This window comes from Maribacter stanieri, from assembly GCF_900112245.1.
Lineage (GTDB): Bacteria > Bacteroidota > Bacteroidia > Flavobacteriales > Flavobacteriaceae > Maribacter > Maribacter stanieri.
Genome location: NZ_FOYX01000001.1, coordinates 198521 through 219924, shown reverse-complemented (window position 1 = coordinate 219924; position 21404 = coordinate 198521). Strand labels below are relative to the sequence as shown.

17 protein-coding genes are annotated in these 21404 nt (G+C 34.3%); 12 read left to right on the top strand and 5 right to left on the bottom strand.

Annotated features, from left to right (window positions below; genetic code table 11):
• From BM296_RS00950 to miaB, 4 genes are read right to left on the bottom strand one after another with little or no spacing between them, the layout of a single operon-like run.
• Positions 1-1113, bottom strand: a complete 1113-nt coding sequence (locus BM296_RS00950) for a DUF8458 domain-containing protein (RefSeq protein ID WP_091900727.1) — start codon at positions 1111-1113, stop codon at positions 1-3.
• Positions 1114-1118: 5 nt separating this feature from the next.
• Positions 1119-1640 carry an LptE family protein gene (locus tag BM296_RS00945; protein ID WP_091900725.1) on the bottom strand — a complete coding sequence of 174 codons (522 nt, stop codon included), beginning with the start codon at positions 1638-1640 and terminating at the stop codon, positions 1119-1121.
• Between the two features lie 21 nt (positions 1641-1661).
• A complete protein-coding gene (locus BM296_RS00940; RefSeq protein WP_091900723.1) occupies positions 1662-2948 on the bottom strand; it encodes a sigma-54 interaction domain-containing protein in 1287 nt (428 codons plus the stop codon).
• A 20-nt stretch (positions 2949-2968) separates the two neighbouring features.
• A complete protein-coding gene (gene miaB, locus BM296_RS00935; RefSeq protein WP_091902913.1) occupies positions 2969-4414 on the bottom strand; it encodes a tRNA (N6-isopentenyl adenosine(37)-C2)-methylthiotransferase MiaB in 1446 nt (481 codons plus the stop codon).
• Between the two features lie 150 nt (positions 4415-4564).
• Here miaB and BM296_RS00930 point away from each other — a divergent pair, with 150 nt between their 5' ends.
• The 9 genes from BM296_RS00930 (at position 4565) to BM296_RS00890 (ending at position 16493) form a co-directional block, all read left to right on the top strand.
• Positions 4565-5293, top strand: a complete 729-nt coding sequence (locus BM296_RS00930) for a hypothetical protein (RefSeq protein WP_091900722.1) — start codon at positions 4565-4567, stop codon at positions 5291-5293.
• Positions 5294-5367: 74 nt separating this feature from the next.
• On the top strand, positions 5368-6636 hold the full coding sequence (locus tag BM296_RS00925; RefSeq protein ID WP_091900720.1) for an LVIVD repeat-containing protein: 1269 nt from the start codon (positions 5368-5370) through the stop codon (positions 6634-6636).
• A gap of 202 nt (positions 6637-6838) precedes the next feature.
• Entirely contained in the window at positions 6839-9343 is a 2505-nt protein-coding gene (topA, locus tag BM296_RS00920) for a type I DNA topoisomerase (protein WP_027066041.1), read from the top strand.
• 61 nt (positions 9344-9404) lie between these two features.
• Positions 9405-10562 (top strand): formimidoylglutamase, encoded by a 1158-nt coding sequence (locus BM296_RS00915; protein ID WP_027066042.1) that lies wholly within the window; start codon positions 9405-9407, stop codon positions 10560-10562.
• 123 nt (positions 10563-10685) lie between these two features.
• Complete coding sequence (porK, locus tag BM296_RS00910; protein WP_027066043.1) at positions 10686-12050, top strand: T9SS ring complex lipoprotein PorK/GldK; 1365 nt, start codon at positions 10686-10688, stop codon at positions 12048-12050.
• Between the two features lie 84 nt (positions 12051-12134).
• Complete coding sequence (porL, locus tag BM296_RS00905; protein WP_027066044.1) at positions 12135-12791, top strand: type IX secretion system motor protein PorL/GldL; 657 nt, start codon at positions 12135-12137, stop codon at positions 12789-12791.
• A 56-nt stretch (positions 12792-12847) separates the two neighbouring features.
• The gene (porM, locus tag BM296_RS00900; protein ID WP_027066045.1) at positions 12848-14404 is read left to right on the top strand and encodes a type IX secretion system motor protein PorM/GldM; all 1557 of its coding nucleotides are present in this window, start codon (positions 12848-12850) and stop codon (positions 14402-14404) included.
• Positions 14405-14468: 64 nt separating this feature from the next.
• Positions 14469-15356: a type IX secretion system ring subunit PorN/GldN gene (gene porN, locus BM296_RS00895; RefSeq protein ID WP_027066046.1), complete on the top strand. Its 888-nt coding sequence runs from the start codon at positions 14469-14471 to the stop codon at positions 15354-15356.
• A 99-nt stretch (positions 15357-15455) separates the two neighbouring features.
• Entirely contained in the window at positions 15456-16493 is a 1038-nt protein-coding gene (locus BM296_RS00890; protein WP_091900718.1) for an NAD(P)/FAD-dependent oxidoreductase, read from the top strand.
• Here BM296_RS00890 and BM296_RS00885 read toward each other — a convergent pair.
• Positions 16490-16885 (bottom strand): DUF983 domain-containing protein, encoded by a 396-nt coding sequence (locus BM296_RS00885; protein WP_036146004.1) that lies wholly within the window; start codon positions 16883-16885, stop codon positions 16490-16492. The genes BM296_RS00890 and BM296_RS00885 overlap by 4 nt on opposite strands.
• 137 nt (positions 16886-17022) lie before the next feature.
• Here BM296_RS00885 and BM296_RS00880 point away from each other — a divergent pair, with 137 nt between their 5' ends.
• The 3 genes from BM296_RS00880 to BM296_RS00870 all read left to right on the top strand — a co-directional run bounded on the left by BM296_RS00880 (position 17023) and on the right by BM296_RS00870 (position 21065).
• On the top strand, positions 17023-18933 hold the full coding sequence (locus BM296_RS00880; protein WP_091900715.1) for an ABC-F family ATP-binding cassette domain-containing protein: 1911 nt from the start codon (positions 17023-17025) through the stop codon (positions 18931-18933).
• A gap of 160 nt (positions 18934-19093) precedes the next feature.
• On the top strand, positions 19094-19969 hold the full coding sequence (locus BM296_RS00875; protein WP_091900713.1) for a leucine-rich repeat domain-containing protein: 876 nt from the start codon (positions 19094-19096) through the stop codon (positions 19967-19969).
• Positions 19970-20180: 211 nt separating this feature from the next.
• Positions 20181-21065 carry a hypothetical protein gene (locus BM296_RS00870; protein ID WP_091900711.1) on the top strand — a complete coding sequence of 295 codons (885 nt, stop codon included), beginning with the start codon at positions 20181-20183 and terminating at the stop codon, positions 21063-21065.
• The last annotated feature ends 339 nt before the right edge of the window (positions 21066-21404 follow it).

Sequence of the window (21404 nt, the reverse complement as noted above, 5' to 3'; positions counted from 1 at the left end):
TTATTTATTATCTTTTCGTAATTTTTCTACCGCCTTAATTCGGTTTGCAAAGAAACTACTTTTTTCTGGATATTTCAAACTTAAAATTTTGAAAGCTTGAATAGCTTTTTTATACTTTTTTTGTTCAAGATAAACCCGTGCTAAAGTCTCTGTCATTAACTCGTTATTGTCAATTTTTGAAGACTTAGAAATATCTACACTAACACTCTGTTGTTCTGTTGGTACTATTTTAGGATTTGAAGCGATGAACTTATCAATACGATCGTATTTCTTTTTAATGGTTTCATTTTTAACTTTAGGTTTTTTTACTGGTTTTAAAGCTACTTTCTTTTCTTTAGTCTTTTCCTCAACTTTTTCTATAGGAGCTTCGGCAATTGGTTCTTTAGAGTCAATATCGTCAACAATAGTTTTCTCTTTCTCAGATTTTTCTAATGGTTGTTTAGAAGCTAAGCTTAACCATTCTGAAAAGGAATATTTCTCTTTGGCATCAAAAGTTATGGGCTTTCCTATATCCAATGCATTTTCTTCCTCTGTATTCGCAGGATCTTTAGATTGAAATAATTCAGGATCTAGTATTTGATCGGCGTCATGTTCGTCTTGCGGTAAGGGCTTGTCATCAGAAGGTGCTATTAAGGGGTTGACTATAGATTCATCGGCGTAATTCCCTTCCGGTTCAGTATCTGCAACCTCTATTTCGGTTGTTGAAATGTCTACATTGGCTATTTCAGTATCTTCTTCGATAGTTGCTTTCTCTATTGTCGTGGAAACTTCAATATCATCCTTTTCTGGGTCAATTTCAGTTTCGTTAATAATTACAACGTCTTTAATTTTTTCTTTTTCTTCAACATAGCTAAAAGTTGAATTCTGATGTAAAAAGTCTTTAGAGGTTATAAAATCAAAAAGAACATCTCTGTCGGTGGTGAATGCAGCGGTTGTTTTTAGGGCTTTATTGTATTTATAGCTATTTAAGTTCTTGAGTCCTTTTAAATGAAGAGCTCGTGCAGCCTGAAAATAAGGGTATTCTGCAATAATATCTTCTAGGTGCTTGGTATGAATTGGTTCTACCACTTTGGTAGGATGTTCTAGAAAATATGTAAAGTCCTTAACGTTCATATAGCCTACCAATCTGCCAATGAGGCGTTGAAAATATCTTGTGTCAGTCTTTCGAAAATTATTTCGTGTGCTTCGCTTTTAATAGTAGCTAATTGCGTGTCAGCTGGATAATCATAAAAGAAAGAAAAACTTTGGTCAAAAGCGGCGTCTTCTTTCAGTTGATTGTAGAAGCGTACTTTGACTCTGATAGAAAGTCTGTTTTGTGCCGCTGTTTGTGCCGCAGTTGCAGACATGGGTGAAATTTTATACTCCGTAATTTCTCCTTCATAGAGTAAATCTGGATTACCAGATGAAATTAGGTCCAGACTGGTCTGGTTCAGAATTCTATCCTGCAACGCTAACGTAAAATCTCTATCAACACCAGGTTCAAAAGTTGAACCCGGACTCTGGGTTGCATAATTTTGAAAATAGTTTACTTGAAATGTTTTTGCTTCACCAACATTACCACCTGTAAAGTTGTAAATACCACAACTAAAAAGAAGGGTTAGAGGTAAGATATAAAGAATAGCTTTTTTTAGGGATCTCATTGAAATGGGATTCATTTTATATTAAAGGTCGTATTGTTTTATTTTTCGATAAAGCGTGCGTTCAGAAATACCTAGTTCCGTGGCTGCAGCTTTTCTTTTTCCTCTATTTCGTTCAAGAGATTTTTTAATTAATTCAACTTCCTTCTCTTGTAAAGATAGAGTTTCTTCCTCTTCAATTTCTTCTGCAAAATGATATTTGTCTTCGTATGATTCTTGAATAAACGTAGGTTCTTCCTTTTTAGGTTCAGGTAAATGCAAAACGTTCATAGCCTTTTTTTCTTGGCTGTCATGTTCAATATCAGCATCTTCTTCGTCCTCGTTCCCATAAATTTTTCGAATAAGGTTTTCATTCTCCTTTTGAACTTTCTCTGAGTCATTGTTTTTCAACAACTCCATCGTTAGCTTTTTAAGGTCGTTTAGGTCACCTTTCATGTCGAACAATACTTTGTAAAGTATTTCTCTTTCATTGCTAAAATCACTTTCAGATTTAGAATTGGAAACTACTGCGGGTAAATTACTGGTGTTATTATTAGGTATGTAACCGTGGAGTGTAGCGGCTGTAATAGCTCTATTTTCCTCTAATACCGAAACTTGTTCTGCTATGTTTCTTAGCTGACGAATATTACCTGGCCATCTGTACTTAATTAATAAAGATACTGCTTGGTCATCTAGCCTTATGGTAGGCATTTTGTATTTCTGACTAAAATCTGATGCAAATTTTCTAAATAATAAATGAATATCATCTTGCCGTTCTCGCAATGGTGGAATGTTGATTTCTACGGTGCTTAAACGATAGTATAGATCTTCACGAAAACGCTCTTTCTTGATTGCCTCGAACATATTTACATTGGTAGCCGCTACAATACGTACATCGGTTTTTTGTACTTGAGAGGAACCAACTTTTAAAAATTCACCATTTTCAAGAACACGTAAAAGTCGTACTTGTGTAGTTAGTGGTAGTTCGCCAACTTCATCTAAAAATATGGTACCGCCATCGGCAACTTCAAAATAACCACTTCTTGTTTGTGTTGCACCTGTAAATGCGCCTTTTTCATGTCCAAAAAGTTCACTGTCAATGGTGCCTTCTGGTATGGCACCACAGTTTACTGCTATATATTTTGCATGCTTTCTATGGGAAAGTGAATGAATGATTTTAGGGATAGCTTCTTTACCAACACCACTTTCACCAGTTACCAACACCGAAATATCGGTTGCGGCAACTTGCATTGCTTTTTCAAGTGCGCGGTTCAACTTTGGGTCTTGCCCTATAATTTCAAAACGTTGTTTTATACTTTGTATGCTTTCCATATAAAATGGCTACTATAAAGTTAATTGTTATCAGAATACCCAACTGCTACACCTTTAAGGGTGGCAGAAGTGCAATCGTTAATTTGTACGTTTACAAAGTCACCAACCTTGTATTGTTCTTTTGGGAAAACAACCACAGTGCTTTGAGAGTTTCTGCCCATCCACTCATCTTTAGATTTTTTAGAAGTTCCTTCAATTAAAACTTCTTGTACTTTGTTCAGATGCTTTTCGGTTCTGTACTGACAGTGGCTTCTTTGCAAGGCTATAATTTCGGATAAGCGTCTTTTTTTAGTTGCTTCAGGTACGTCATCTTTCATCTTTCTTCCGGCCATTGTACCAGGTCTTTCAGAATATGAATACATATAACCAAAATCATACTTCACATATTCTAAAGCTCTTAATGTAGCGGCATGGTCTTCTTCGGTTTCAGTTGGGAAACCAGTAATAATATCTTGTGAAATAGAGCACCCAGGAAGAATTTTTCTAATATTATCAGTCAATTCAAAATACTCTTCAATGGTGTGCAAACGGTTCATTTCCTTTAAAATTCGGTTACTACCACTTTGTACCGGTAAATGAACATGATTACAGATATTTTTATGCTTTGCCATCGTTCTAATCACCTCTAAAGTCATGTCTTGTGGATTAGATGTGGAAAAGCGAATACGCATTTTTGGGTTCGCCAATGCTACCATTTCTAATAGTTTAGAGAAACCTATAGCTGTGGCTTTTTGCATTTCAGAAGCATTCTCAAAGTTTTTCTTAAGTCCGCCACCATACCATAAATAACTATCTACGTTTTGACCTAGAAGCGTAATTTCCTTAAATCCTTTTTGCGAAAGTTCACTTATTTCGGCTAAAATAGATTGTGGGTCTCTACTGCGTTCGCGACCTCTTGTAAAAGGAACCACGCAAAATGTACACATATTATCACATCCTCTGGTAATGGAAACAAAAGCGGTAACACCGTTAGTGTTTAGTCTAACAGGAGAAATGTCACCATATGTTTCATCTTTAGAAAGAATAACGTTGACTGCATCTCTACCGGAATCTATTTCTTTTATAAGGTTAGGTAAATCTTTATAGGCATCTGGTCCAACGACCATGTCCACTATTTTTTCTTCATCTAAAAGTTTGTCTTTCAAGCGTTCTGCCATGCAGCCTAATACGCCAACTTTTAAATGAGGTCTAGATTTCTTTACCTTGTTATACTCCGTTAATCTTTTTCGTATGGTCTGTTCTGCTTTATCTCTAATAGAACATGTGTTTACAAGTACTAAATCGGCTTCTTCTAACGTTTGGGTGGTGTTAAAACCTTCAGTCGCTAATATAGAAGCTACAATTTCACTGTCTGAAAAGTTCATGGCACAACCGTAACTCTCAATATATAGATTACGTTTGTTCACTTCTTTTCCTTCAACTACCAAAGTTGTGCCCTGCACATTTTCGTCTATGGTTTTCTCCATTTTTGTAATACGTTGCAATAAAATATTTTGGAAGACAAAGATACTACTATAATCAAAAATATGACAAGATGGCATGATTATTTAGGGATAGTTTAAGCTTTCAGTATAAAAATTATTTAGTTTTAGCATTTAATATAACCACCAATACTTATGAATTTAGAAAACTTGACACAACAAATTAAAATGAAGCCAGATTTAGAATTTGGCACCATATTCAGCAGGTCTTTTGACCTTTTTAAGAAAGTATGGTTGCAAGGCTTCATTATTTTATTACTAACTTTTGTAGTAATTCTGCCGTTTTATATAGTTATGTATATTCCTATGATTGCAATGGGTGTAACTGATCCAGAAGCACTTCAGCATAATGAATTTCCACCACTGCTTGCTGTTGCAATGAGTATACTTGTTCCAGTTTTTGTTATTGGGGCTACGACATTTGCCTTAGCGTTAAATGCTGCTTTTTTAAGAATTTGTAGGCAAAAAGATATTGGAGATGAAACTAGCGATGATTATTTCTTTTACTTTAAAGAAGGGCGTTTGGGCAAAGTGTTCATTCTTGCTTTATATACTTTTGGACTTTCTATTCTTGGAGCACTAGCTTGCGGGGTAGGTATGTTTTATGTAATGGTTCCTGTTTCATTAATACCAGCTTTTTTAGCATTTTCAAATGAATTATCTCCATTAGAAATGGTGAAGGCTAGCTTTACGCTAGGTAACAAAAACTGGTTAGTGATATTTGGTCTAGTATTCGTAACCGCTTTTGTGGCGCAATTAGGTTTCGTATTATGTTGTGTAGGTGTGCTGTTTACTGCAATGTTAGGTAAAGTGCCAGCATATTATATGTATAAAGACGGAGTAGGTTTTAATCAAGAGGTGTAAACTTGAATTTGTCAATAACGCAACTATTCGCCGTTATTCGCATCTTAATGGTGTAACCACCTAATTTTAAAACTATGAGGAATTTAGTTTTTGTTTTATGCACTTTTGCTTTAGCCGTATTGGTGTCTTGTGATGATGATGGACCGTATGAAAATTATCAAGTAGCTCGACCAATTTTACAAGATGCGATCTCTTTTAAAGCAGAAGCGGTTGATGTTATGGAACCAATTCCTATTGAATCATCAGGTAAAATTTATGCTTATAGAGACTACATTTTTGTAAATGATGTGAACAAAGGTTTTCACGTTATTGACAATCAAAACCCATCATCACCAGAAAGTATTGCATTCATAAAATTAGAAGGCAATTTTGATATTTCCATCAAGGATGATAAACTGTACGCAGATAGTTATGGGGATTTGGTGATTTTTGATATTTCAGATATCAATAATATTTCTATACAAAGTAGAATTGTAAATGCAATATATAATAATGATGTCTGGCTTTCAACGATTGAATTTCCACAAGCGGATTTTTACGATTATGGCGATATAGATTACGATAAGGATATAGTAACAGGTTGGGAGGTAAGAACAGAGAGAAGACTTGTTTCCGAATATGAAGAGCAGTTTAATTGCGATGTGTGCCTTAATTCCGATGCATCTGAAAATTATAGTGAAAGTCCTCAACCATCCGTAGGTCAAGGAGGGTCATTAGCTCGCTTCAAAATAATAGGAGATTATCTGTATGTAGTTGATTATAGCGACATCAACATTTTTGACATTGAAGATGTTGAAAATGTGAAAATTTTAGATGATGTTCAAGTAGCTTGGGATATAGAAACTATATATAGTCAAGGTAATATATTATTTATAGGAGGTTCGCAAGGCATGTATATATATGGGATAGAGAATCCAGAAAAACCCGAGTATATTTCAGAGTTTAGGCATGGCACCGCTTGCGATCCTGTGGTAGTAGATGGTAATTATGCATATGTAACTTTGAAAGGTGGTGGTTTCTGTGGTAATACAGAAAGCGGATTATATGTGATAGATATCGCCAATTTAGAAAATCCAGAGTTAAAAGTTATTTATCCGATGGATGGACCAAACGGATTAGGAATTAAAGAGGATACCTTATTTATATGTGATGGTGCGTCTGGTTTAAAAGTATACGATAAAAGTAATGCTCCTAATATAACTTTAATAAATACTTTTGAAGATATAGTAGCTTATGATGTAATTCCTTTATCTTCATCTCTATTGATGATAGGAGATGGATTGTTGTATCAATATGAGTATATAAATAATGATATTAGATTGTTAAGCACATTTGAATTATAAAATTTTTAAATGATAAAAAAGGGAAGCTAGTTTAGCTTCCCTTTTTTATTTGAAGAATAGTATTGATAAATTTTAAAGCTTGGGTATAGTAATGAAATTCATGATTTTACAAGCTAAACTCTGTTGAAATATGGGGAAAAATAAATCTCCAAAATTCTAAAGTTCAATTTTTAGTATACATTTGTAGGTATAAACAAGGTTGATGGCGAAAAATTTAGTAATTGTTGAGTCTCCTGCAAAGGCCAAAACTATAGAGAAGTTTTTGGGAAAAGATTTTAAGGTTGAATCAAGCTTTGGTCACATTGCTGATTTACCTTCAAAAGAGTTGGGAGTAGATGTCGATAACGATTTTACACCCAAATATATAGTTGATAAAGACAAGAAGGCTTTAGTTAAAAAGTTGAAGAGTCTTGCCGATAAAGCAGAAACTATATGGCTCGCGAGTGATGAAGATAGAGAGGGAGAAGCTATTTCTTGGCACTTGGCAGAAGAGCTAGGTCTAGATAAGAAAAAGACAAAACGAATCGTTTTTAACTCGGTTACAAAAGCCGCCATTCAAAAAGCAATTGAAAATCCGCGTGAAATTAATTACAACCTTGTAAACGCACAACAGGCTAGACGAGTTTTAGATCGTTTGGTGGGTTATCAATTATCACCAGTACTTTGGAAAAAAATTAAACCGGGACTTTCTGCCGGTCGTGTTCAATCTGTTGCTGTAAGGTTAATAGTTGAACGAGAAAGAGCTATTGAGGCATTTGAGCCACAAGCTTCATTTAAAATAGCAGCAGAATTTCAAACGGAAGCAGGTAGTGTTTTTTCTGCCAAATTGAATAAAACCTTTGCTACAGAGAAAGAAGCAAAAGCTTTTTTAGAGAAGAATATTTCTGCAGATTTTTCGGTAAGTAAATTAGATAAAAAGCCTGCTAAGAAATCACCATCAGCACCTTTTACAACTTCTACATTACAGCAAGAGGCATCAAGAAAATTATACTTTTCTGTAGGTAGAACTATGCAGGTAGCACAACGTTTGTATGAAGCAGGTTTAATTACCTACATGAGAACGGATAGTGTTAATCTTTCTAATGAGGCATTGACGTCTGCAAAAGAAGCGATTATTAAAAATTACGGTAAAGAATATAGCGAAACTAGAAACTTTACAGGTAAGTCTAAAGGAGCTCAAGAAGCTCACGAAGCCATCAGACCTACAGATATGGGTAATCAATCTCCATCATTGGAGCGTGATCAATCTAAATTATACGACCTAATATGGAAACGTACGGTTGCATCTCAAATGAGCGATGCCCAATTAGAGCGTACCAATGTAAGGATTAAGGCTAGCAAGCATTCAGAAGAGTTTACTGCAAATGGTGAGGTTATTAAGTTTGACGGTTTCTTAAAAGTTTACATGGAAGGTGTAGATGATGAAGATGTTGCGGAAGAACAAGAAGGTATGTTGCCAGCTATGAAAGATGGCGAACGTCTTTTAAATAATTTTATATCGGCTACAGAACGTTTTACAAGACCACCTTATAGATTTACTGAAGCATCTTTGGTTAAGAAGTTAGAAGAATTAGGTATTGGTAGACCTTCTACATATGCCCCAACAATTTCTACCATTCTTAATAGAGGTTATGTTGAAAAAGGTACTATAGAAGGTAAGGAGCGTAAATATCAACAGCTTATTTTAGAGTCAAATAAGATACAAGAAAAGAATCTTACCGAAAATGTAGGTTCAGATAAAGGTAAAATGGTACCAACAGATATCGGTATGATTGTTACAGATTTCTTGGTAACTAATTTTGCAAACATTTTAGATTATAATTTTACTGCTCAAGTAGAAGAAGATTTTGATGAAATTGCTTCCGGTGATGAAGATTGGAAGAAAATGATGAAGAATTTTTATAAAGATTTTCATCCTAATGTAGTAGATGTAGAAGAAAACGCAGACCGTGCAAGCGGAGAAAGAATATTAGGTAAAGATCCTAAAAGTGGAAAACAAGTCTCTGTACGTTTAGGTAGATTCGGACCAATGGTACAAATAGGTACTGTTGATGATGAAGAAAAACCGACATTCGCAAGTTTATTGCCAGAGCAGTCTTTGAATACTATTTCTTATGAAGAGGCAATGGATCTTTTTAAACTTCCAAGAAAATTAGGGGTTTATGAAGGAGAAGAGGTTTTAGCAAATGTAGGTAGATTTGGACCTTACGTGAAATTTGGCGAAAAATTCATTTCTATGGATAAAGGCGAAAGTGCTTTTGAAATTGAGATGGATAGAGCAATAGAACTTATTATTGCTAAACAAAAAGCAGATGCGCCGGTTGCCATGTATGAAGATATGGAGGTTACCAAAGGCACAGGTAGATTTGGACCGTTCATTAAATGGAATGGCATGTTCATTAACGTGAACAAAAAATACGATTTTGACAATTTATCTAACGACGATATTATAGAGCTTATCGAAGTTAAGAAACAAAAAGAGATAGATAAGGTTATACATAACTGGGAAGAAGAAGGCATTCGTATAGAAAAAGCGAGATGGGGCCGTCATAATGTAATAAAAGGCAAAATCAAGGTAGAATTGGCTAAAACTGTCGATGTTGTTAATATGTCTTTAGAAGAAGCTCAGAAGTTGATTGAGGCAAAGACTCCGAAGAAAAAAACTCCAAAGAAAAAGGCAAAAGCTAAACCTAAGTCAAAAAAGTAATTTAATTTTAGGTCAAAAGAGTAAGTATAGTATTTTTATGATTTCCAAAACCCTTTAATAAATGGCCTTTGATTTTTTAGTTCCGGTATCGGACAAAGTTTTAGCCCATAATGAGTTGTTGCCTAGTCAATCTATTGGTAAAAACACCTATATACATACCGAAAAGGATGGTTTACCGGTGTTGGCTAATGCCACGGTAGCTATAGTAGGGGTAAGGGAATCAAGAAATGCATATGAAAAAAAGCATGAGAAGTTAGATGTCTCTGCAATACGATTACAATTCTACAAGCTTTTAATAGGAAACTGGAATGCTACTATAGTAGATTTGGGCGATATTGAAGAAGGAGCTACTGTAGACGATACTTATTTTGTCGTCAAAGAAGTTGTGGCTGGCTTATTAGAAGAAGATATTATACCGATTATACTTGGTGCAACTCAAGATATTACCTATCCAGCATATAGAGCTTTTGACGGTATTAGAGATATGATCAACCTGGTAGCAATAGATAGCAGGTTCGATTTTGGAATAGAAGATGAGCTCATATCTTCACATTCTTACATGAGCAAGATTATAACCGATAAGCCCAATAATCTATTTAATTTCTCAAATATTGGCTATCAAAGTTATTTTAACGCACAAGAAGAAATAGATTTAATGGAGCGTTTATTTTTTGACGCCTATAGACTTGGAGAAGTTGCAAATGACATTTCTTTAGCGGAACCTGTGCTTAGAAATGCACATATGGTTAGTTTAGATTTGCGATCAGTTAAAGCAAGTGAAATTTCTTTATCAGCTAATTTTTCTCCTAACGGATTTAACGGTAGAGAGATCTGTGCTATTTCTAGATATGCCGGAATAAGTGATAAAGTATCTGTTTTTGGATTGTACGAAATGGAGAATACCGTACAGTCACAACAGCTGATAGCGCAGATAATATGGTACTTCATAGAAGGTATCAATTTTAGAATTAAAGAATCTCCATATACCAAAACCGATGACTTTGTTAAGTATAATGTACCTAGCGAAGATGAAGAATTGGTGTTCTACAAAAGTTTATTAACAGAAAGATGGTGGACAGAGGTTCCATCTATTTTTACTTCACATACTAAAGCTCATACACCAGCGTTATTACCTTGCACCGAGAAGGATTATTTAGATGCATGTAATCAACAGATTCCTGAAAGGTGGTTTAAGGCCTACAAGAAAGGCTTTAATTAACATTATTTTTTTTAAAGCATTAAAGGACTTTAATACAATATTTTATATAAAACCTAGTTTTAGTTGTTAGAATAATTTATTGTATTCTGAAGTTTAAACCATAATCGAAATTTAACCTAAAGTATGAAGAAGCTATTGTTATCCTCTATAGCGTTTGTTTTTTTACTCACAAGTTGTGGGTCTAAGCAGAAAGGTGAGCTAACTGGAGTCCAGGGAAAAAAGTGGTATCCAGAAAAACCATATGGAATGGAACTTATCCCAAGGGGTTCTTTCATAATGGGAAAGAGTGAAGAAGACCAAGCAAAATTATTAAATGCACCGACTAAGACAGTTACGGTACGTTCTTTTTACATGGATGATACAGAAATCACGAATAGTGAGTATCGTCAGTTTGTAGAATGGGTGAAGGATTCTATAGTTAGAACCAAGTTAGCCATTTTAGCTGATGAGTTAGGTATCGGACCTGAAGAAGGAGGTATAGGCGACTATGCATTTAAGGATGCAGATACAACTAGAGCATCTGTATACGATAAGTATATGTTAGACAATTACTCTGGAATGGGCGAAACAGGCTACGAAGGTAGAGCGTTGAGCAAAGATGAGGAACTTGTTTGGGATACTTCAGATTATCCAGATGAGTACTATACCGAAATAATGGACTCTATCTACTTGTCTGAAGATGAATCTTATAACGGTCAACGTACTATTGACGTTAAAAAATTAAAGTATAAATATAGCTGGATGGATATTGAAGCTGCAGCAAGAGCTTCCATTAAAGGAAATGGTAGTCGTAAAGACTTTATCCGTACAGAAGAAGTAGAAATTTATCCAGATACAACAGTATGGATTAGAGATTTCTCATATTCTTATAACGAACCAATGCACAATGACTATTTCTGGCATGATGCGTATAGCGAATATCCTGTAGTAGGTATTAGCTGGCAACAAGCAAAAGCATTTTGTAACTGGAGAACGAAATTCAAAAACGATGACAACAAGAGTCGTGGTAGACAATTCGTTAATCAATTTAGACTTCCAACAGAAGCTGAATGGGAATACGCGGCAAGAGGTGGTATCGAAGGTGGTACGTATCCTTGGGGTGGACCATATGTAATTAGTGATACAGGTTGTTTCATGGCAAACTTTAAACCACAACGTGGGGATTATGCTGCAGATGCTGCTTTATATACTGTAGAAGCTAAATCTTATGAGCCTAACGACTTTAATATGTACAACATGGCCGGTAACGTATCTGAGTGGACAAACTCAAGTTATGACCCTAGCGCCTATGATTACGTATCAACAATGAACCCTAACGGAGGTGATCAATCTAATACCAGAAAAGTCATTAGAGGTGGTTCTTGGAAAGATGTTGCTTACTTCTTACAAGTAAGTACTAGAGATTACGAATATGCAGATTCAGCTCGTAGTTACATAGGTTTCAGAACAGTACAAGATTATATGGGCGAAGAAGATTCTACGCAATAAATAATAATAATAACAGTTTTATAATAAATTCAAATTAATTTTTAACCAAATCTTTTTTATTAAACCTTAAATTAAATTAAAATCATGGCACAGTCAAAATCCACAAAAAAATTATTTAACATGGCCTACGGCCTAGGAGCATCAGTTGTAATTATCGGTGCATTATTTAAAATTCTTCACTGGGAGTTAGGTCCATTAAATGGTGGTATTCTTCTAGCGATAGGTCTTATAACAGAAGCACTTATTTTTGCGATCAGTGCATTTGAACCAGTAGATGACGATTTAGATTGGGCATTAGTATACCCAGAATTAGCTGGTGGTGAAAGCAGTGCACCTAAAAAAGCACAAGCGGCTACAGAAGTTAAAGAAGCAGAAGCATCTTTATCTAAGAAATTAGATGATTTGTTAAAAGAAGCTGGTGTAGATGCAAGTCTAATGGAAAGCTTAGGTTCTAGCATTAAAAACTTTGAAGGTGCTGCTAAAGGTATCGCTCCAACAGTTGATGCAATGGAATCTACTAAGAAATATTCTAGTGAAATGGTTCAAGCTGCAGCTCAAATGGAGTCTTTGAACAGTCTTTATAAAGTACAATTAGAAAGTGCAAGCAAGCAAGCTTCAGTAAATGAAGAAGTTGTTCAAAATGCAAGTGCACTTAAAGATCAAATGGCATCGTTATCTACAAACCTTTCTTCATTGAATGGTGTTTACGGTGGTATGTTATCTGCAATGAGTAAAAACTAATTTGGATTTTAATAAAACCCAAGTCAATTATTAATTAAAATCTAAAAAATAAATCCATGGCAGGAGGAAAAAATTCACCACGTCAGAAGATGGTCAACTTAATGTATTTGATCTTCATCGCAATGTTGGCGTTAAACATGAGTAAAGAGGTATTAGCCGCATTCGGTATAATGAATGAAAAGCTAGAAACTTCAAACGCAATGACAACCGCAAGTAACGAAGCGTTCTTAGGTAGTCTGGAAACTAAAGCATCTGAAGATGCAGCTAAATATGACAAGCTGTACAAGAATGCTCAACAGATTAAGTCAATGTCTCAAGAGTATTATGATTACTTAGAGGGACTTAAAACTGGAATGACAGAAGGTCTTGAAAATCCTAAGGATTATGCAAGAATGGACATGTCAGATTACTTAGATCAAAAGTTCTTTCAAGGAGACAACCTTTCAGAAGGTGGTAAAGAATTCTTAAAAAGACTTACTGATTATAGAGATAATGTTGCTAAAATTGTACCAGCTTCTTTAAAAAGTTCAGTTATCGATCGTTTTCAAACAGGAAATGCTGAAGGTAAAGTTCAAGCTAAAGATGGTATGCAAGATTGGATCAACTATCACTACGAAGGGTATCCTTTAATTGCATCTATTGCAAAGTTAACTGCACTACAAGCAGACGTTAAAGTTACTGAAGAAGCAGCTTTAAAATCTATGCTAGAAGGTGAGCTAACAAACCAAGTTTCTTTAAAGAACTTTGCAACTTCTCTTTCATCTACTAAATCTGCATACTATGCAGGTGAGAAATATGATGGTAAAATCATTATCAGCAAAACTGATAATTCTTCTACTCCTGTAAGAGCAGAGTTGACTTTAGATGGTAGAAAATTATCTGAAGGTTCTGATTACAAATTAGAAGCTGGTGGTGTTAAAATGTTGATTGGTTCTGGTTCTGCTGGTGATCATGAAGTAAAAGGTACTATCTACTTTAAGCAAGACGGTGAAGAAATTCCTGTTGAGGTTAAAAATTCTTTCGCAACAATATCTAAGCCTAATGCTGCTTTGATTGCTGCTGATAAAATGAATGTTGTATATAGAGGTGTTGCTAACCCAATGTCTATCTCTATACCAGGTATACCAAATAACAAAGTAAGAGCATCTGCTCCAGGTCTTAAGGCTGTAAGTGGTAGTAAATATGTAATGACTCCAGGAACTGGAAGAAACGTTACTATTACAGCTTCAGGTACTTTGCCAGATGGTCAAGCTGTATCTTCTAAGTCTGAGTTTAGAATTAAAGATATTCCAAGACCAGAAGGTAGTGTAAGTAAGCAAACAGGTAGTATTAAACTTCCAAAAAGGAATGTTGAGATCGCTACGATCGGTGCTGGCTTAGAAGACTTCGATTTTGATTTAAACCTTGCAGTAAGCGGATTTAAATTTAAAGTACCAGGTCAACCAACTGTTTCTGTAAGAGGAAATAAAATGGATAGTAAAGCAAAATCAGCTTTATCACGTGCTAAAAGAGGAGATATCGTTCAAATATTTGATATCGAAGCTTATATCACAAATAATAAAAGTTACAAGTTGAAGAAAGTTTCTCCAGTAGTTGTGGAGATTACAAACTAAATAAGTAGAATGATACCGGGTAAGCCCTATGGTTTTACCCGGTTAATTTTAAAGTGAAGCAAACATGAATTGGAAAAATGTTTTAGTAATGGGAGTGGTAACTATGTTACCTTTATCAATGATGGCCCAAGCAAATGTATTGAATGCTAAAAAACCAGATGAGGTTGGTATTCGTACAGAAGCGCAAAAAGCTGTGGATAACGATGCTCCGTTAGAATATGGTTATGTAGATGATAGGGATATACTTTGGTCTAAAACTTTATGGGAGACCATAGATTTAGATGAGAGAGTTAATTTCCCATTATATTATCCAACAGATACTATGGATATTGGCCCAGATAGGAGGTCATTATACCACGTTCTAATTAAAAATTTAAAGAGTGGAAAATTAGAAACTTATACAGATTCTTATTTCACTAAAAAAAGATCTTTTGATGATTTAAAAGATGCCTTACAAATGGTTGATACTCTAGATTACGGGTATGAGCAAATGAATGCAGGAGAAACTGTTTCAGAAGAGTATATTACTCGTAGAAGTATTTCTGCAGCTGATATTGAAGAATATCACGTAAAGGGAATCTGGTATTTTGATAAGAGACAGGGAGAATTGAAATACCGTCTTTTAGGTATTGCTCCAGTAGCGCCAGATGTTAACTTTATGGATGATGATAATCCAGATATGGTAGAACTTTTCTGGGTATGGTATCCAGATGCACGTGAAATGTTACACGAGGCTAAAGTATTTAATTCACAAAATTCAGCTCAGCCTATTTCTTTTGATATGCTGTTAAATGCAAGAAGATTCGATGCGGTTATTTATAAAGAAGATAACGTACAAGGCGATAGAAAAGTAGATGACTACATTGCTGACAATGCTTTGTTCCAGTTGTTGGAAGCAAAACGTATTAAAGAAGCAATTAGAGATAAGGAACAAGACATGTGGGCTTATTAAGCGTACTGAAAATCCAATTCACATAAAAAAGGCTCAATCGAAAGATTGGGCCTTTTGATTTTGTATTAGGTTTTATTCAATTGTCATTACATTTGCGACATGGTAGATTATATGGTAGTAGGACTGGGTTTGGCCGGAACGACATTTTGCGATACCCTTCGTAGAAATAACAAGACATTCGTTGTTTTTAATGATAGGTCTCAAACATCGTCTCGCGTTGCTGGAGGTCTTTATAATCCTGTTATTTTAAAGCGTTTTACACTGTCATGGAGGGCAGATGAACAGCTGCCTATTGCTACTGATTTCTACACAAAGCTTGAAAATTTTCTAAAAGTACGGTTTGATGAAAAGCTGAATGTATTGCGCAAATTTGCATCAATAGAAGAACAGAATTTATGGTTTGAAGCAGCTGATAAGGAAAAACTGAAACCTTATTTAGATACTACATTGGTGAAAAATGAAAATTTAGGACTTAAGGTTCCAAACGGATTTGGTAAAGTTCTTGAAACTGGAAAGTTAGATATGAAGTTTCTTTTTGATAGTTATGAGACATGGCTACAGCAAGAGAATCTACTATATTCAGAAACATTCGATTACGACCAGCTTCTAATCGATTCGAGTTTTATTGAATATAAAAATATAAAGGCTACGAATATAGTGTTCACCGAGGGCTATGGATTAATGCAGAATCCGTATTTCAATTATTTACCAATGCAAGGGTCAAAAGGTGAATATATAGTCATTAAGGCAAAAGACTTAAATGAACGTAATATCATAAAATCATCCATATTTTTAATTCCTTTAGGTAATGATTTGTATAAGGTTGGTGCAACCTATAATAGAGGTCAAAAGGATAATAAGACTACCGAAGAGGCAAAAAGAGAACTAATGACTAAGCTAGATAGTCTTTTAGATTGTACTTATGAGATTGTTGATCACGAAGCAGGAATGCGCCCTACGGTAAAAGATAGAAGACCATTGATTGGTCAACATCATGAATATCATAATTTATGGGTATTAAATGGTTTTGGTTCTCACGGTATTACAATAGCGCCTTGGGCTGCAAGATCACTATATGACCGCATTGAGTCTAATGTGTCATTACTGGAAGAAATAAATATAGCACGTTTCACTTAAGCATGAGTTTTTTTAATTGTTGCCTTAGCATCATAGCTAATGAAAAAATTGATCCAGATATTTCTAGATAATCTCATGATAATAGGCATAAAAACAATCATGGTTATGACGATGGCGATAAACGTCTCTATAAGGTCTGCACCTATAAATAAATAAGCTATAACAAATGCAGCTACGGCAAAGGCAATTCCCACACCATAACTCACATACATAGCACCATAAAAGAACGACGGTTCAATTTTATATTTGAGGTCACAATGACCACATCTCTCATGCATTTTAAAAATTTTACCCATATGATAAGGGTTTTTGTCCAAATACATGCTTTCTTGGTGACATCTTGGACAACTTCCTGTTAAAATACTGTAGAGTTTGTTTCCTTTTTTTAACATTTGCAAAACTTTACACTAAGGTACGATTTTAAGATATTTTTCAGGTCGTATATCTACAGTTACAAGAATAATTTAGCTTAAAAATTATCAGAATTAAAAATGAGGTTTTTAAGTAACTATAAGAATAATTAGAATTTATGTTAAACGTTCACAACCTATCAGTCTCTTTCGGAGGAGAATACTTATTTGAAGAAATTTCATTTCGTTTAAATGGGGGTAATAGAGTAGGGTTAGTAGGTAAAAATGGGGCGGGAAAATCAACCTTATTGAAATTATTGAATAAGGATATGGCTTTGGATACCGGTGTAATAGCGGTAGAAAAGGATATTAAAATTGGATTTCTAAGACAAGATATAGATTTTGTTCAAGGTAGATCGGTTTTAGAAGAAGCATACCAAGCTTTTGAAGAGATAAAGGCATTAGAGTTAAAACTTGATGAAATCAATCATCAGTTGGCAGAACGTACAGATTATGAATCAGATTCGTATAGTCAGCTTATTGTAGACTTGAATGATGTTAGCCATCATTATGAAATATTAGGTGGGTACAACTATCAAGGAGAAACAGAAAAGATTTTACAGGGTCTAGGTTTTAGAAGAGAAGATTTTGATAAGAAGACAGAAACGTTCTCTGGTGGATGGCGTATGCGTATAGAGCTTGCTAAATTATTATTGCAGAGTAATGATGTATTGCTTTTAGATGAGCCTACCAACCACTTGGATATTGAATCTATTATTTGGTTCGAGCAATTTTTGAATAATTATACCGGTGGAGTAGTCATTGTATCTCACGATAAAATGTTCTTGGATAATGTGACAAACAGAACCATAGAAATTTCGTTGGGGCGTATTTATGACTATAACAAGCCGTATACGGAGTACTTGGTGTTAAGAAATGAAATTAAACAGCAACAAGTAAACGCTCAAAAGAATCAAGAGAAAGAAATTCAGCAAGCAGAACGATTAATAGAAAAGTTTAGGGCAAAATCGACCAAAGCTTCAATGGCCCAGTCTTTGATTAAAAAATTAGACAAAATAGAGCGTATAGAGGTAGATGAAGATGATAACAGTGTTATGAGTCTTCGTTTTCCTATATCTGTTACACCAGGTAAGGTAGTGGTAGAAATAGAAGAACTTTCTAAAGCATACGGTAGCAATTTGGTGTTGAGTGATATTAATTTACTTATAGAACGTGATAGTAAAACTGCCTTCGTAGGGCAAAACGGTCAAGGTAAATCTACTTTAGCAAAGATTATTGTTGGTGATTTGAAGTATGACGGACATTTAAAGCTTGGGCATAACGTACAAATAGGATATTTTGCTCAAAACCAGGCAGAGTATTTAGATGGTAACAAGACTATTTTAGATACCATGATAGATGCTGCCAATGAAAAGAATAGAAGTAAGGTAAGAGATATTTTAGGATCCTTTCTATTTAGGGGAGATGAAGTGGATAAGTATGTAAAAGTACTTTCTGGTGGCGAGCGTAACCGTTTGGCACTTGCAAAAATGTTATTACAACCTTTTAATGTTCTGGTGATGGATGAACCTACCAACCACCTTGACATTAAATCTAAGAACGTTCTAAAACAAGCCTGTTTAAATTTTGAAGGAACTTTAATATTGGTATCTCACGATAGAGATTTTCTACAAGGTCTTACTAATAAGGTCTATGAATTTAAAGATCAAAAAATTAGGGAGTATTTAGGTGATGTAGATTTCTATTTAGAGCAGCGTAAGGTTGAAGATTTTAGAGCTATTGAGAAAAAAACAGCAGTTGTTGCAGAAAAGACAAAATCTAAACCATCTAATTCTTTTCAAGATCAAAAGAAATTAAAGAGTCTAAAAAATCAATTAAGTTCTATTGAGAGTAAAATTGGTTCTCTTGAAAAAGAAATAAAAGAGATAGACCATAACCTTTTGGTAGATTACGATGCTACCATTGCAAAAGCTAATTTTTTCGATGGTTACCAAGCGAAAAAGAAAAAGCTGGAAACACTTATGAAAGATTGGGAAATTCTTACAATTGATATTGAATCTTTAGGGTAAGAAGCAATTACTTCACATACGTTTTTAGTGTTTTCACAACAAGTTCTGCTACTTTCACAACAAACAGGGGTCAATCAACGATAAAATTTCAGTTTTCAACGTTATTAGTTCAAATTTGTAGGATAATTCTTAGTAATAGAATTTGCCAAACCACCATCACATGAAAAAACTATACTATTTAAGTTTCAGTTTATTATTTCTGACAACAGTTTGCTTTGCAGAAGTCTCTAAAAAAGAGAAGAAAGCTTTAGTAGATCTTTATGAATCTACCAATGGAAACCATTGGGTTAAGAAATGGGATTTAAAAACTCCGGTTTCTCAATGGCACGGTGTAACTGTTGAAGATGATAAAGTAGTAGGGATTAATTTATTCCACAATAATCTAATGGGATCAATTTCTTCTGAAATTGGGAATTTAGAAAATTTAAAGGTGCTGAACCTTGCGTTCAATTCTCTTACCGGAGAATTGCCTTCAGAAATAGAGAACCTATCTAATTTAAAAGTATTGAAATTAGAAATGAATAGGTTTAATGGTGAGTTGCCTGAAGGTATTGGTAGTTTATTACAATTAGAAGAACTATCAGCTTTCAATAATTTCTTTACTGGTGAAATTCCTGCTACGGTAGGTAATCTAACGGGCTTGAAAGTATTAAATCTTTCTAGTAATGAATTTTATGGAGATATACCAAGTTCATTAGGTGCATTATCTCAATTAGAAACTTTGGGTCTTTTTGAAAATAGATTAGAAGGCGCCATACCAAGAGATATGGGCAAATTAAGTAAGTTGAAAGAATTGGTTTTGGCCAATAACAGACTTATTGGCGATATACCTAATGAGTTTTCTCAGTTAGCGAGTTTAGAAGTATTTCAAATACAGAACAATAATTTCAGTTCTTTTAAAGCTTTAGAATTTTTAGAAACGAAAGAATATTTAGTTTTTGATTATGACAAAGAAGACAGAAAATTAGAATTTAAAGATATCAACTTCAGTAAGACCAGAATGGCAGACACGAAGTTTGAAGATATAGAAGAGTAAGAGTAGTTTACACTTTTAGTTAGTTTGGTGAAAGAAAGAGATGTTGAACAGCATCTCTTTCTTCTTTTTGAACATTAACGTTCGTAAAGTATCATAAATGTATTTTTTGCACGTTATGGTATAAGTGCTTTTTACGGCAGTACTTTTAAATGACAGTGCTAAGACGAAAAGTGTTATTAAAAATGTCCCCAAATAATTTAACTTTTTCATTATGAAAAACATTATTAACTATACCTGCTTCATGCTCATTTTGGCTTGCAGTTTTGCAGTTAATGCGCAGCTACCAAAAAGTGAGAAGCAATATTTAATAGAATTCAACAAAAGTACACTTGGTGAGCAATGGCAGAATAAGTGGAACTTACAGGCAGATCCCTCCTCTTGGTATGGTGTAGAGATTATAGACGGTCATGTAACCAGTTTAAAGCTATACCGTAACAATTTAAAAGGTGCAATACCCGAAGGTATTTCTGCACTTTCAAATTTAAAAACGCTGAATCTTGCTTTTAATACTATTGAAGGAAATTTACCTAAAGATATGTTTCAATTAGAAGCATTGACCTCTGTACGTTTAGAAATGAATAAGCTGACAGGTACATTACCTCAAGATTACTCTAAAATGAAGAGCTTAGAAGAGTTGTCTATGTTCAATAATTTATTTCAAGGAACTATTCCTGAAGGAATTGGAGAAATTTCAACCCTTAAAACTTTAAATTTATCTAGCAACTATTTAGAAGGTAGTCTTCCTAAGTCAATTGAAAAATTAGGTAATCTAGAGCGTTTAGAGTTATTCGGTAATAAATTAGCAGGTGCCATTGAAGTAGATTTAGGGCGTTTGGTTAATTTAAGAGAATTGATTCTATCATATAACCAGTTTGAAGGAGATATGCCAAGTGGTATGGCTTCTTTGAGCAATCTTGAGTTTGTGCAATTGCAAGGCAACGATTTTAGATCATTAAATTCATTGTTAAGAATGCAAAGTACAAAACTAGCTGTTTTTGATAGTGATGATGAATTTTTAAACATGAAATTCGGGACTACAGAAGCAAGTAGAACACGTTTAGTAGATACTAAATATGAAGACGTAAAACGAAATTAAAAAACAATATAATATTAGGTAAAGGGATGTGAAAGCATCCCTTTTTTTATATAGATAAAACAAAAATCACGGTGTTTTTTGTGATTACTTTAACCATTGTTCCGCTCAATGTCAGAATGGATTTTTTGTAGTTTCGCGAACGATTAATTGATTTCCAAAAGTTTCTAGTTAAAATCATTATAAAATACTCGTTCTGTTTTAACACTATTTTGAATGTTTACACAGATGAAAGAAATTTATTTTGGTTTTTTTGAAGCTTGATTTTTTAAAGGATGTTCGTTAAGTATTATACTGGTTTAAACTGATATTGGTTCAAAGTCGTTTCACTTCTGAATTTGG